Origin of the sequence: Mucilaginibacter segetis (assembly GCF_016522075.1) — a bacterium.
Taxonomy (GTDB): domain Bacteria; phylum Bacteroidota; class Bacteroidia; order Sphingobacteriales; family Sphingobacteriaceae; genus Mucilaginibacter; species Mucilaginibacter segetis.
On record NZ_JAEHFW010000001.1, the window covers coordinates 1,464,307 to 1,478,831 of the forward strand.

Genomic DNA, 14,525 nt, shown 5'->3' on the forward strand with positions numbered 1-14,525 from the left:
AAGATTGAGGCCTTTGTGTATATAAAGTTAAGTATAACAACAAAGCAAAAGGAATTTGTTTTATCCTTTATAAATACTTTTTCCGGGTATAAGCAAATCCTGTTTTTGTGCGTTGCATACCGCGAATGAAAATCCCTGTTGTATGGCATAAGCCCCATATTCCCCCTTTTTGTTAATTGCTAAAAAGCCAACCTGTATTTTCTTAGCTGTTTCGGGTTTCTTTTTAATAATACGTTCAACAGCGGCCTTGCATGCCTCCTCCGGTGAATAGCCCTGACGCATAAGTTCAACAACTAAAAAGCTGCCTACGTTACGTATAACTTCTTCACCCACACCTGTTGATGTTGCGCCGCCAACCTCGTTATCTACGTAAAGTCCGGCACCTATAATAGGACTGTCGCCAACCCGGCCATGCATTTTAAAGGCCATACCACTGGTAGTACAGGCACCGCTTAAATTGCCTTTAGCGTCAATAGCCAGCATACCAATGGTGTCATGGTTATATTTACCACCCGGCCGGTGTTGCTGGTTCTCTATATTCATAACCGGTGAGTATTGTGCCGTTTTAAGCCATTCTTTCCAGGCTTTTTCTGATTCGGGAGTTAATAGTTTTTCCTTTTTAAAACCATTCTCTACCGCGAATTGCGTGGCTCCGTCACCAACAAGCATTACGTGCGGCGTTTTTTCCATTACCATGCGTGCAACCGAAATAGGATGCGCTATATATTCAATAGCACCAACTGACCCGCAGTTGCCAAATTCATCCATTATGCAGGCATCTAATGTTACATGTCCGTCACGGTCGGGGTAACCCGCACGACCAACCGTATGGTTATGCATATCAGCCTCTGGTATTCGCACTCCTGCTTCTACCGCATCAAGTGCCCTTCCGCCTGCAGAAAGCGTTTTCCAAGCTTCTTTATTAGCTACAATACCAAAATCCCATGTAGATATTACTATCGGTAAGGTGGGGGCCAAACTAAGATTGGCTGCACTTGCAGGTGTGTATTTTGAAAGCGCTGCCAGGGATGCTCCGGCAGCAGATATTTTAAGAAATTTACGACGGTTATACATAGGTGATAAATATAATTATAGCATTCAAAACAGATACAATTGTATCTGTTTTGATACAAGTATAAGTATTAGAGCTCAGGATGGCAATATTTATCTACTGTGTTTTTAGTTTATAGTTTACTGATATGCGTTTGATGTATGTATTTTTGGATGCTACTCTTTAAATGAAAAACAGGAAGTTGATATACTTTTACTTATTTTGATCTATGAACCGTATCGACCGCATATCTGCCATTTTAATTCAGCTGCAATCGCGCAGGATTGTCAAAGCTTGCGACATAGCGGAAAGGTTTGAGATAAGCTTACGAACCGTTTATCGGGATATCAGGACATTAGAAGAAGCCGGGATTCCAATTATTGGAGAGGCAGGAGTGGGGTATTCCCTAATGGATGGTTATCGTTTACCACCTGTAATGTTTACCCGCGAAGAAGCCACAGCTTTTCTGACTGCCGAAAAATTTATAGATAAACTTACTGATGCCTCAACCGCTGCTCAGCATAAATCGGCTATGTATAAGATAAGAGCGATATTAAAAACCGCTGAAAAAGATTTGCTGGATAGTATGGACAATAATATTGAGGTGTTTAAAAGCCGTATCCAGCGGCGCATAGACAATAACAATCATCTGCAGTCGATTCTTGATGGCATTGCTAATAAAAAAGTGCTTTGTATTGATTACATGGCGGGTTACAGTCAGCAAAAAACCAAAAGAGAAATTGAGCCGGTTGGAATATTTTACCTGGATAGCTACTGGCACCTGATAGCTTTTTGCCGCATGCGTAATGATTACAGGGATTTTAGAGCCGACAGGATAAAGTCACTATTGGACACCGGTAAAACTTTTGGGGGCAAACATCCTACTTTAAAAGCCTATATAGCCCAAACCGCTCAGGAGCATAAGCTTGAAACCATTGTAATTAAGATAGAAAGTAGTGCGGCACGGTTTATAGATGAACAAAAATATTATAACGGTTTTGTATCTGAACGGATAGTGGATACTTATACTGAAATGACTTTTTTAACCGTGTATAATGAAGGTTTTTGTCGCTGGTTTATGATGTTTGGCGATCAGGCCGAAGTAGTTAGCCCACCCTTTATTAAAGAACGTGTAAAAGCACTCGCTCAACTCGTACTGTTGAAAAATTAAACTTACCTACACCGCCTTAATGGCCTTTAGGCTTGCCTAAACTACACATTCATGGCAACGTTTTTGCTGATGTTAATAGTTATGTACTTAACATGTAAGTACTTATCAAATGATTTATTATAGTAAATAATTTACGCCAACAATAATAAAACCAGATAATAATTGAAAACATGGAATTAACAACCTCGATAATTATTGATGCTCCTGTAGCGGAAGTTTGGAAAGGCCTTACCGATCCGGTATTAGTAAAATAGTATTTTTTTGGAACTACTGTGAGTTCCGATTGGAAAAAAGGCAGCCCGATAACATTTAGCGGAGAGTGGGAGGGGAAGAAATACCAGGACAAGGGTACCATACTGGAAATTACACCCGGAAAATATGTAAAATACAGTTATTGGAGCAGCATGAGCGGCACCGAAGATAAACCCGAAAATTATGCCAATGTTAGTTACACGATTTCTCCAAAAGATGGGAAAACATTTTTAGAGCTTACACAGGATGGTATAAAGGATGAAGCTTCAAAAGAACATTCTGAAAATAACTGGCAAATGGTTTTTGGTGGTTTAAAAAAGATACTCGAAGAGGGCAAAAATTGATCGGTGAAGAAGAAAACTACCGGAACAGTATGGCTTATCCTGAACCTAACAGTTGATAACTGAACGAATTATGAGCGCGCTTTAAAGGTAAATTTTTTGTTTAATTATAATTATCATATAACTGATAATAAATGTTTTATCGATCATTATAACTTTTAATGATAATCAGTTTTGGCTGATTTACCTGTTAAATAATAATCTTTTGCCGTTTATACTTTCTATCAATTTTCCATTTGCATACACTACATTACCAGATACGATGGTATAAATTATACTTGAGTTGAAACTGGTATCTTCAAATGGCGACCAGCCACATTTATACAAAATATTATCACTGCTTACCTTCCAAGGTTTGTTCAGGTCAACAAGCACCAGATCTGCCCAATAACCCTCTCTGATAAAGCCGCGTTTTTCTATATTGAAACAAATCGCCACGTTGTGTGCCATCTTCTCCACTATTTGTTCAAGGGTGATTTTTCCCTGATGGTAAAGCTCGAGCACAGCTACCAAAGCGTGCTGCACTAACGGCCCACCTGATGGTGCCTTTAAATAGTTTTGTGCTTTCTCTTCTTTTGTATGCGGGGCATGGTCTGTAGCCAACACATCTATCCGGCCATCTAACAATGCTTGTAAAACACCCGCCCTGTCATTTGCGGTTTTAACCGCTGGGTTCCATTTAATGTAATTGCCTTTGGTTTCATAATCCTCGTCACTAAACCATAAATGATGAATACAGGCCTCGACTGTTATTCTTTTCTCGTTCAGTGGGATATCATTTCTGAACAGATGTGTTTCTATTTCTGTTGATATATGCAAAATATGTAAACGACTGTTGTTCTTTTTAGCCAGTTCAACCGCCATTGATGAGGATAGATAACAAGCCTCGGCGTTTCTTATTTTCGGATGAAGTTTAACCGGGATATTTTCACCAAGTAATTGCTTGTAATGTGCCAGATTGTTTCTGATTGTCGCTTCATCTTCGCAATGCACAGCTATCAGCATGGGCGATTTGGCAAATAGGTTTTCCAAGGTATCGGGATTATCTACCAGCATATTCCCGGTTGAGGAGCCCATGAATACTTTTACACCACAAACGTTTTTTACATCCGTTAAAAGAACCTCATCTATATTATCATTAGATGCCCCCATATAAAATGAATAGTTAGCCAGTGAGTTATGCGCGGCTATCTGATATTTATCTTCAAGTAATTGTTGAGTTAAGGTGTTGGGGATAGTATTAGGCATTTCCATAAAGGAAGTAATTCCTCCTGCTACCGCCGCTCGCGATTCGGTATAAATATCAGCCTTATGGGTGAGTCCCGGTTCACGAAAATGAACCTGGTCGTCAATAAATCCGGGGAGTAGGTACAAACCTTCTGCGTTTATGACTTTATCCGCAGTCACATCAATAGCGCTATCAATGCGTTCAATAAACCCATCTTTTATTAAAAGATCGGCAATAACTTGTTTATCCTCATTTACTATGGTGGCTGATTTTATAAGAATACTTGACATAATACAAAGATAGGTTTTAGGAAACAGTACCAAAGTATTTAAAAGCTAATGAACTATAATCTGTTAATTCGCCAACTTCATTTTATGTTTCCCATAAAACAAAAAGCTTATCTTTGCGCCCATGAGCGTATCCTTTGAAGATTTTAAATTTAACCGGCAGATATTGAACGCGATAAGTGATGCCGGTTATACCGAAGCTACGCCTATACAGCAAAAGGCCATCCCTCCAATATTAAATGGGCAGGATGTAATGGGTATTGCGCAAACGGGTACAGGTAAAACTGCTGCTTATGTGTTGCCTATTTTAATGAAGTTAAAATATGCACAGGGTGATAATCCACGTGGACTTATCATTTCACCAACGCGGGAGCTGGCTATGCAGATAGAGGAGAATATAAAAACCTTTGCTGTAAATACCGATTTAAGGGTAGTTGTACTGTATGGGGGCGTAGGTCCAAAAACTCAGATTGAACAAATAACAAAGGGAGTAGATATTATTGTGGCAACCCCCGGCCGCTTTATGGATATTTATCTGGCAGGTCATATTATTACCAAAACATTACAGGTACTTGTGTTAGATGAAGCTGATAAAATGATGGATATGGGTTTTATGCCACAGATAAACCGCATTTTGGAAGTGGTGCCCGTAAAACGGCAAAATTTATTGTTCTCGGCTACCATGTCAGATAAGGTGCATAGTCTATCGGCTAATTTTTTAGAATTTCCTATAGTGATAGAGATTACCCCGCAGGCAACTCCTGCACAAACGGTTAATCAGCAACTTTATCATGTACCTAATAATAAAACCAAGATACATCTGCTGAAAGCTTTGCTTGATAAAGAGGGGGACATTAAAAAGCTGATGATATTTTGCAAAACACGTATCGCGGCAGAGGATGTTTATAAATTTTTGGTACGGAAATTTGGTGAGAATGAAGTGAAAGTAATGCACGCAAATAAAGGGCAAAACACACGTATCAATTCCATCAATTCATTTAAGAACGATGAAGTAAAAATATTAGTGGCAACCGATGTAGCATCACGTGGAATTGATGTAAGTGATGTGAGCCATGTAATAAATTTTGATGTGCCTGTGGTTATTGAAGATTACGTACACCGCATAGGAAGAACGGGCAGGGCATATCAATCCGGCGAGGCTATTACCTTCTGCAGCCCGGCTGAGGAATACTACGTGCGGAAGATTGAAAAGCTGATAAGACAACAGATCCCGGTTTTTAATATTCCCGATGAGGTTTTTATAGAAGAAACGCCTTATGACGAGCGACAGGCACAGGCCAAAGAGATAGATATGCAGAAGCGCCGTGAGGATCCTGATTTTAAAGGAGCTTTTCACGAGAAAAAAACCATCAACCAAAAAAGAAAATTTGAAGCGGCGAAAGCCAAAAGATCACCTAACTCTAATAAACCAGCTAAACATGGCGGACAAAAAAGATCCGGAAGAAAACGCTAATCCGGACAGAAAATTCAGAATAAGTCCTTTAAATTTTGGTACGGCATTTTTTTTAATATTGGCCGTTTATATTTTTATGAATGGTGCTAAAATAACAGGTTCACCATATGAACATTGGAGTGGTACCATTACCTGGATTTTTATATTGTTTGCCGTAGTTGTGTCATTACTGGATATAATTTTCCGTAATTTCTTTGCAGAAACCAAAAAACTATGGATTGTAGAGGGAAGCTTTATAACTTTGGTGATCATAATATTTTTACTTGTTAAATAATTTTAAATGAAAAGAGCTGAAATAAAGCTGACCATTGACCTGGACGATAATAATGTACCCGAAAATATTCTATGGGAATCCACTGATGCCCAAAACAAAGAGGCATTGCCTGTAAAATCAATGATGCTTGCACTATGGGATCAGAGTTATAAGAATACCCTTCGTATAGACCTTTGGACAAAGGATATGCCTGTAGATGAAATGAAGCGTTTTTTTTACGAAACGCTGCAAACTATGGGCGATAGCTTTTTACGCGCAACGGGTGAAAAAAACATTGTTGAAGATCTGCGAGATTATTGTGCCCATTTTGCAGATAAAATGGAAATAAAAAAATAAGATGCGTCCGTCGCAACTATTAACGCTGTTAGGTTTTATCATCCTTATTGCGGCAACTTATTGCCCTATGCTACGGCCTTTCCATTTATTTAACTGGAATGTGTATCAGCTAAACCGTCCGTACGGGATAGTTATTATGCTCACAGGTGTTATCGGGATACTCGGGACAGTATTAGGTCAACAAAAATTAACACGTTGGTCAGCCTGGGCGGGTTTAATATTAGTGGGTGTATTATTTATAGCTGCTATACTAAAGGTAAAAACAACGTTTAGTTTTATACCCTTTAAATCGGTAAATGCCTATTTATCAAGACAAATAAAATTTAAATGGGGGTGGTATGCGCTGTTTTCTGGAGCATTAATTGCGCTCGCAGGTTCTCTTTTATCAAAAAAGCCAATCTTTAAAATACCAGTTAAATAACTTTTATAGCACAAATAGGTTTATTAGTTATTAATTATTTAACAACTATAAATTTTTAAACATATTTGTATTTTACAAACTACACTAAATATAAATGTTAAAGCTTTCTTTTCGCAACCAGGTATTAGCGGGTTTCGCTGTATCAATTATCCTTGTGCTTGTTGTGGGCATACTATCATATAACAGCATAAACCAGTTGGAAGATGATACTGTATGGGTTGATCATACCCAAAAGGTAATAAAAACCACTGATAATTTATTACAGTTACTTATTGATGGTGAAACCGGCATGCGAGGTTACGGAGCAACGGCCAATAAAACATTTTTAGATCCGTATAACGAAGCCGTTCCGCGTATAAATGAGAATTTGTTGCAGCTAACCAATTTGGTTGCAGATAATCCTATACAAGCTAAAAGGATAGACTCGCTCAAAACTATTGTCAACCGCCAACTTAACATCTTAAAAACTAATATCGAAACTCGCGAAACCAAAGGTTTGGATTATATGGTGGCAAATCACATGTTTTTTAATGGTAAAAAGAACATGGATAGCATACGCGAGATCAATGAAAGATTAGTTGACTCCGAAGCTCAACTGCTTGCAGAACGTAAAGCGAGTTCAAATGAGGCATCAAAAAAAGCAATAAAAGTAATTGTTTTCGGCACTATGGTGTTCCTGCTGATAATAGTTGTTCTATTTTACTATATACAAGCAACCTTTGAACGCCAAAAACGAATAGAAGATGAAATTAGGATAGCGAACCTCGAACTTGAGAAGGTACTTAAGGAAAACGAAGGTAAAAACTGGCTGCTGACAGGCACCGGCCAGCTTAACGAAAAAATGCAGGGCCAGCAAAGTGAAAAAGAATTAGCCGGGAATATACTAACGGAAGTTAGTCGTTATGCCGAAGCGCTGACCGGTACGTTTTATTTATACAATGATGCAGCGGAAACACTTGATCTGCATGCAAGCTATGCTTTTAATAATTCGGACGCTTTAAAAAAGCACATACCTGTATCTGAAGGTTGGATAGGCCAGGCAGCACGCGATGAAAGATCGGCTGTGGTTAAAGGTCGCTTAAATGATAAATTACAAATAGGTTCCTCTTTATTAGAGGACGAGTTGATAGAAACTTTTATAGTTCCGTTCTTTTTTGATAAAAAGCTAAAAGGAGTGATGGAGATAGGTTTCCGTAACGAGATACCTAATCACATCAAGGAATATATTTTACTGGTAGCTAATGATATTGGCATAGCGGTAAACACGGCGCAGGCCCGTACCATTATGCATGACCTGTTTGAAGAAACACAACAGCAGGCCGAAGAACTGGAAGCGCAACAGGAAGAAATGCGTGTAACCAATGAGGAACTGATGAACAAAACAGAAATGTTGCAGGCATCAGAAGAGGAGTTACGTGTACAACAGGAGGAGTTGCGAACCATAAACGCCGAATTAGAAGAAAAAGCGAGCTTGCTTGAAGAAAAAAATCAAGCTATTGAGGAAGCCCGGCAGTCCATTAATCTGAAAGTAACTGAACTGGAAACCACCGGTAAGTATAAGTCGGAGTTTTTAGCCAATATGAGTCATGAGTTACGCACGCCGCTTAATAGTATATTAGTGCTTGCACGTATACTAAAAGATAATAAGCCAGCCAATCTTTCAGAAGATCAGATAAAATATGCCAGCGTAATATTTAATGCCGGGAATGACCTGCTAACATTGATAAATGATATCCTTGACCTTTCAAAAATTGAATCCGGTAAATTGGATATGCAAAATGAGGACATACGTATATCCGAGATTTTAGGAGATATGCAGTCTTTATTTGCGGAGGTTGCCATTAATAAACAAATAAAGTTTACCACCAATACTGAAAACGTACCCGCTACAATTTTTACTGACAAAGTAAGAGTTGAGCAAGTGATCAAAAACTTATTATCCAATGCATTTAAATTTACGCCCGAAAATGGTTCTATATCAATTACTGTTGTGCCCGGCGTTCAGGAAAAAACGGTTAGTTTTTGTATAAAAGATACGGGTATAGGTATTCCTGCAGAAAAACAGAAACTTATTTTCGAAGCATTTCAACAGGCGGACGGTTCAACAAGTCGTAAGTATGGCGGTACCGGCCTCGGTTTATCTATAAGCAGAGAGTTAGCAGTATTGCTGGGCGGTTATATTTCACTAAAAAGCCAGCCTGGTGTAGGTAGTGAATTTATTTTAACCTTACCGCTTGAGGCGAAAATAGTTGATAGCGAAGAAGATAAATTACCAACTGTTGAAACCTTTACCCCACCAACTGAGTTTTTAAAAACAGCAGCAAAGAAATCTGTAGATAATGATCGTGACCCGCTTGTAGTAATTGTTGAGGATGATAAAAACTTTGCTAATATATTGGAGGATTATGCTAAACAACATGGTTACGATGCGTTTTTAGTAAATGAAGGCACAAACGCGGTTGAGTTAATTAAGGAAAAACAACCGGATGCTGTGATTTTAGATATTATGTTGCCGGGTAAAGATGGGTGGCAAATTTTAAAGGAACTGAAACAGGAAGAAGAAACAGTTCACATTCCTGTTCATTTAATGTCAGCGGGTGAAGCAGCAGCAAACCGGGTGCGAAAAGAGGGTGCCATTAGCTTCCTTAAAAAACCGGTAAACACCGAAACGCTTGATAAGCTTTTTGCTGATATAATGGTGAACAGCGGCACTAAATTTAAACAGATACTTCTTGTAGAAGATCACAAGGCACAGAGCCAGGCTTTAAAAGATCTGATGCAAAATCAGGGTATTACGGTTGATCAGGCATTTGATGGTGAATCGGCTTTTAGAATGTTGCATGAAAATGAATACCAGTGTGTTATTCTGGACCTAAATTTGCCTGACATATCTGGTCTTGACCTGCTCGATAAAATAAAAGAGGTAGACAAATTTGCATCACTACCGGTTATAATTAATACTGCTATGGAGTTGGATAAAACATCAGTAAACAGACTGATGCAATATGCCAACGCCATGGTTGTAAAAACCAGTAAATCTTCAGACAGGTTAATAGATGAAGTAAATCTTTTCCTGAATAAAATAAGTGAAAGCGGACAACAAACAGAAAGTAATCTCCCAAAAAATAAAATGATAACAAAAAGCAAAGATTCTATTAAAGGCAAAAAAGTATTGATTGTAGATGACGATATGCGTAACATTTTTGCCCTTAGCAGTGCATTGGAGAGTTATGAGTTTAATGTAGTTATAGCTAATGATGGCGAGGAAGCAATTGCAAAGCTGGAAGAAACCGATGATATAGATATTGTTTTAATGGATATAATGATGCCGAAAATGGATGGTTATGAGGCAACAAGATATATTCGTAAGCAAAACAAATGGTCAAAACTGCCTGTTATAGCCTTAACCGCAAAGGCCATGAAAGATGATCGTGATAAATGTATAGCAGCTGGCGCTAATGATTATATCACGAAACCTGTTGACATGGACAGACTTATCTCATTGATGCAATTGTGGCTAGATAGCTGATATGAAAGATACTTTAGGCAAGGATATTATAACACCGGCACAGTTAACAGAACTTATAGACCTTGTTAAAAAGTTACACGGTTTCGATTTTAGCGATTACACGAAGGCCTCTTTAAAAAGAAGGCTCGGTCGCATAATGATGCTTAAAAAGCTCGATTTTTATGATCTTAAGCATGTTTTAGTAAACAATCCTGATTTTTTTCAGGAGTTTCTTGAAGAAATAACGGTAAATGTTACCGAGATGTTTCGTGATCCGGCGTTTTATAAATCATTAAACAGATTAGTAATTCCATATCTGTCAACTTATCAGCACGCTAAAATATGGTGTGCAGGATGCTCTTCCGGTGAAGAGGTTTATTCTCTTGCTATTTTATTCAAGGAAGAAGGGCTGTATAAAAAATCGTTTATTTACGGCACTGATATCAATACAGAAGTTTTGAAAGAGGCCCGGAAAGGCATATATAGTTTACGCAAAATAAAAAGTTACGCGGAAAATTATTTGTTTACCGGGTTGCCGGGTTCCATAACCGATCATTTTACTATAATGTATGATGCCGCCGCCATACATAGTGAATTAAGGCAAAATGTATTATTTTCTGTCCATAATCTCATATCCGATACGGTTTTTAATGAATTTCAGATGATAACTTGTCGTAACGTTTTTATTTATTTCGAAACGGAACTACAGGAACGCATTCTTGATGTTTTTTACAGAAGCCTGTGTCCGCTTGGTTATTTATGTCTTGGTAATAAAGAAACCATACGGTCTGAGGGATTCAGGAAGAAATTTAAAGTGATCGATCAGAAAGAAAATATATATCAAAAAATTGGCTCTTGACGATAACATAATCAGCAGGTGGCAGCAATCTGAAACATTGCTATTGGGTGGTTCAGCAGGATCATTCAAGATACTGTTTCACCTCATCAAAATACTTCCTCACGATCTTAATAAAACTGTTATTATCATTATTCACCGAAAAAAAAACTTTTTTAGTGAAATAGAAAAACTGTTTGCTGAAAATAGCCGTATGTTTTTCCGTGAGATTAGTGACAAAGATAAAATAGAAAGCAATGCTATATATATTGCCCCGGCGAATTATCATACTCTTATTGAAAAGGAGGGATATTTTAGTCTGGATGTTTCAGAAGCCGTATGGTATTCCAAGCCCTCAATTGATGTAACATTCGAAAGCGCAGCAGAGGTTTACAGTACAAAATGTACGGCAATTTTATTTTCAGGAGCTAATCAGGACGGTGCGGGAGGTTTGTTAAAATTATACCAAAGTGGTGCGTTAACCATTGTACAGGATCCAGGCGAGGCTGAAATGGCAGAAATGCCACAATCAGCAATTAATTTAAATGCTGCCACATGTGTTTTAACAACCAAAGAGATTTTTGAGCTTTTACAGAACAGTACTTAACCTTACATTATTTAATGATCCCGGTAAACATCCTTATTGTTGACGACAGAGAGGAAAACATAATAGCCCTTGAAGCTCTTTTAAATCGCGATGATATTCGTTTATTCTCCACCACTTCGCCAAATGAGGCACTAAAAATTGCATGGGACAATCATATTTCAATAGCACTGGTTGATGTTCAGATGCCAGAAATGGACGGGTTTGAGTTAGTTGAAATGCTTAAATCAAACCCTCGCACAAAAGATATCATGGTTATATTTGTTACTGCTATTTCAAAAGAAAGCAAATATGCGGTAAAAGGCTTTGGGGCAGGAGCAATAGATTATCTTTATAAACCACTCGATCCGTATATAACATCTGCCAAGGTAGATTCATTTATTCAACTTGCCAGGCAGCGGGATGAGATAGTTCAGAAAAACGAAGAACTTAGAAATTATGCCATTGTTATAAAAAACAGTGCGGATATCATTTGTTCTGTCGATGCCAACAACTTTCGTATTAAAACTATTAATCCTGCTGTTGAAAAACTTTTAGGTTACACGCAAACGGAGATTTTGGGCACCAGTATTGTGAATTTGGCAATAGAAACCGACAGGGATACAATGCGAAAGAAATTGGGAGAGATAATTAAGGATAACCTCAATTTCAGCACATTTGAATTTCAGTTGCATACTTTTGATAAACATTCAATTTGGGCCGAGTTCAGGGCATCGTATCGTAACAAAGTTATTTTCTTTAATATTAGCGATTCAAGTCCGCAAAAGAGCTATTTACAGCAATTGATCAAATCAAAAGAGGCCGCCGAATATGGTAAGAAAGTAAAAGAAACTTTTTTAGCCAATATGAGCCACGAACTGCGCACACCCGTAAATGGTATTATAGGACTAACAAACTTGTTACGACGCACACCTGTTACAGAGCAGCAGGATAATTTGCTTAATATGATGGAAAGTTCATCACGCTCTTTATTGGGCGTTATAAACGATGTGCTTGACATCTCAAAAATAGAAGCAGGAAAATTCAGTATAATACGGGCTCCCAATAATTTACGTAGCATATTAGACTCAGTGTACGGGTTGCTTAAGTACAGCGCTGACGAAAAAAATATTGAGTTTCTTTTAGAAGTGAATGATGATGTACCAGACTCACTTTTGGTCGACTCGTTGCGTCTAAATCAAATTTTAATGAACTTACTAAGTAATGCAATTAAATTCACTCACCGGGGATACGTAAAATTGAAAGTTTCAGTACTTCAAAAATCATCAGATCGGGCAAAAATTAAGTTTTGCGTTGAAGATACCGGTATTGGAATAGCGGATAATAAAATGTCGAGGATTTTTGAATCTTTTGAACAGGCCGAAGACGAAACAGCCAGTTTATATGGAGGTACCGGTTTAGGATTGGCCATTGTTAAAAAGCTGGCAGAACTAAAGGGGGGAGAACTTACCGTAAGCAGTGAATTAGGAAAAGGGAGTGTGTTTAATTTTATTAACTGGTTCACTATTGCTGATGAGCAAACCGCTACAAAACATCAACAACCAGGTAAAAGATTACGTCCGTTCGTAAATATTTCAGTTTTAGTAGCAGAGGATAATATGATCAATCAATTTATGCTGGTCAAAATGCTTAATGACTGGAAGGTAAATGTTGAGGTAGCAGATAATGGAGGCGCAGTTATAGAGAAATTCCGCGAAGGTGATTTTGACTTGATATTAATGGATACGCATATGCCGGTACTGAATGGCTACCAAACCGCAAAGGCAATAAGAATGGATTTTGAAGAACCTAAACGCAGTGTGCCTATTATTTCGTTATCTGCCTCTGCTTATGATCATGAACATCAGGAGGCTTTGTCAGCCGGCATGAATGACGTTTTATCAAAGCCATTTGAACCGCAGGAACTGCATGCAAAAATTTCCGCGTTAACAGGAAATCAGATATAGCCGGTTATATATTATCAGTTTGTTTTTATATAAAGCTATATTTGCCGTATGAAACTCATGGGGCAAACCATTCATCTTTTAAAAAAAGAGATTTTATTAGAGTGGCGTTCAAAATATGCCTTTAATGGTGTATTGCTATATATTGTTTCAACTGTATTTGTATGCTATATATCCTTTAATCTTAATCCGGGCTTTAAAGGTAGCAATGGATATCCTATAGTTTGGAATATTTTGTTTTGGATAATAATGCTTTTTGCATCCGTAAATGCCATAGCCAAAAGCTTTCTGCAGGAAAACAAGGGGAGATTGCTTTATTACTACACCATAGCATCGCCGCAGGCCATTATACTTTCCAAAACAATTTATAACGCACTGTTAATGGGGTTGCTAAGCGTGCTGGCACTTGTAGTATACATGCTCTTTTTTACTAATACGGTTAACGATCTTTTATACTATTTTATGATCGTGTTATTAGGGAGCCTCAGTTTTTCAACTGTTTTTACCATGATCTCTGCTATTGCTTCAAAAGCCGGCAATAATGGAACGTTAATGGCTATTTTGAGTTTCCCTGTTATTATCCCTGTAATTTTGTTACTGATAAAATTAAGCAAGGCGGCAATGGATGGTTTAGACAGGAGTTTAAGTTATAGTAACATTGGTATTTTAGCGGCAATAAATGTTATAGTAGTAGCATCATCATTGCTATTGTTTCCATATTTGTGGCGCGACTGATATATCCATAAAATTATCCGTTTGTTAGCAGTTAAGCTTTACAAGACAAATTAAAAATTTAATAC

The 14,525-nt window shown here is 37.9% G+C and carries 12 protein-coding genes and 1 pseudogene; 11 read left to right on the plus strand and 2 right to left on the minus strand.

Translation table 11 applies throughout. The features are described from left to right. Nucleotides 1-60: 60 nt before the first annotated feature. Nucleotides 61-1,074 (minus strand): N(4)-(beta-N-acetylglucosaminyl)-L-asparaginase, encoded by a 1,014-nt coding sequence (locus tag I5M19_RS06700; RefSeq protein WP_200065433.1) that lies wholly within the window; start codon nt 1,072-1,074, stop codon nt 61-63. A 206-nt stretch (nt 1,075-1,280) separates the two neighbouring features. On the opposite strand from I5M19_RS06700, the gene I5M19_RS06705 reads away from it, so the two are divergent. Then, nucleotides 1,281-2,222 carry a helix-turn-helix transcriptional regulator gene (locus I5M19_RS06705; RefSeq protein WP_200065434.1) on the plus strand — a complete coding sequence of 314 codons (942 nt, stop codon included), beginning with the start codon at nt 1,281-1,283 and terminating at the stop codon, nt 2,220-2,222. Between the two features lie 269 nt (nt 2,223-2,491). After that, nucleotides 2,492-2,818, plus strand: a pseudogene (locus I5M19_RS06710) (SRPBCC family protein); the annotation flags it as partial. Between the two features lie 180 nt (nt 2,819-2,998). Here the strand turns inward: I5M19_RS06710 and I5M19_RS06715 are convergent. Then, nucleotides 2,999-4,333: a dihydroorotase gene (locus I5M19_RS06715; RefSeq protein ID WP_200065436.1), complete on the minus strand. Its 1,335-nt coding sequence runs from the start codon at nt 4,331-4,333 to the stop codon at nt 2,999-3,001. A gap of 121 nt (nt 4,334-4,454) precedes the next feature. Between I5M19_RS06715 and I5M19_RS06720 the strand changes: the two genes are divergently transcribed. The 9 genes from I5M19_RS06720 (at nt 4,455) to I5M19_RS06760 (ending at nt 14,460) form a co-directional block, all read left to right on the plus strand. Beyond that, nucleotides 4,455-5,804 (plus strand): DEAD/DEAH box helicase, encoded by a 1,350-nt coding sequence (locus I5M19_RS06720; protein ID WP_200065437.1) that lies wholly within the window; start codon nt 4,455-4,457, stop codon nt 5,802-5,804. Next, nucleotides 5,770-6,078: a hypothetical protein gene (locus tag I5M19_RS06725; protein WP_200065438.1), complete on the plus strand. Its 309-nt coding sequence runs from the start codon at nt 5,770-5,772 to the stop codon at nt 6,076-6,078. Before I5M19_RS06720 ends, I5M19_RS06725 begins: the two co-directional genes overlap by 35 nt. A 6-nt stretch (nt 6,079-6,084) precedes the next feature. Continuing rightward, on the plus strand, nt 6,085-6,414 hold the full coding sequence (gene gldC, locus I5M19_RS06730; RefSeq protein ID WP_200065439.1) for a gliding motility protein GldC: 330 nt from the start codon (nt 6,085-6,087) through the stop codon (nt 6,412-6,414). Between the two features lies 1 nt (nt 6,415). Then, a complete protein-coding gene (locus I5M19_RS06735) occupies nt 6,416-6,835 on the plus strand; it encodes a hypothetical protein (RefSeq protein WP_200065440.1) in 420 nt (139 codons plus the stop codon). A gap of 94 nt (nt 6,836-6,929) precedes the next feature. Next, on the plus strand, nt 6,930-10,364 hold the full coding sequence (locus tag I5M19_RS06740; protein WP_200065441.1) for a response regulator: 3,435 nt from the start codon (nt 6,930-6,932) through the stop codon (nt 10,362-10,364). A 1-nt stretch (nt 10,365) separates the two neighbouring features. After that, nucleotides 10,366-11,202, plus strand: a complete 837-nt coding sequence (locus I5M19_RS06745) for a CheR family methyltransferase (protein ID WP_200065442.1) — start codon at nt 10,366-10,368, stop codon at nt 11,200-11,202. Next, nucleotides 11,192-11,785 carry a chemotaxis protein CheB gene (locus I5M19_RS06750; RefSeq protein WP_200065443.1) on the plus strand — a complete coding sequence of 198 codons (594 nt, stop codon included), beginning with the start codon at nt 11,192-11,194 and terminating at the stop codon, nt 11,783-11,785. Before I5M19_RS06745 ends, I5M19_RS06750 begins: the two co-directional genes overlap by 11 nt. A gap of 14 nt (nt 11,786-11,799) precedes the next feature. Continuing rightward, on the plus strand, nt 11,800-13,728 hold the full coding sequence (locus I5M19_RS06755; RefSeq protein WP_200065444.1) for a response regulator: 1,929 nt from the start codon (nt 11,800-11,802) through the stop codon (nt 13,726-13,728). A 48-nt stretch (nt 13,729-13,776) separates the two neighbouring features. Continuing rightward, nucleotides 13,777-14,460 carry a heme exporter protein CcmB gene (locus tag I5M19_RS06760; RefSeq protein WP_200065445.1) on the plus strand — a complete coding sequence of 228 codons (684 nt, stop codon included), beginning with the start codon at nt 13,777-13,779 and terminating at the stop codon, nt 14,458-14,460. Nucleotides 14,461-14,525: the final 65 nt, after the last annotated feature.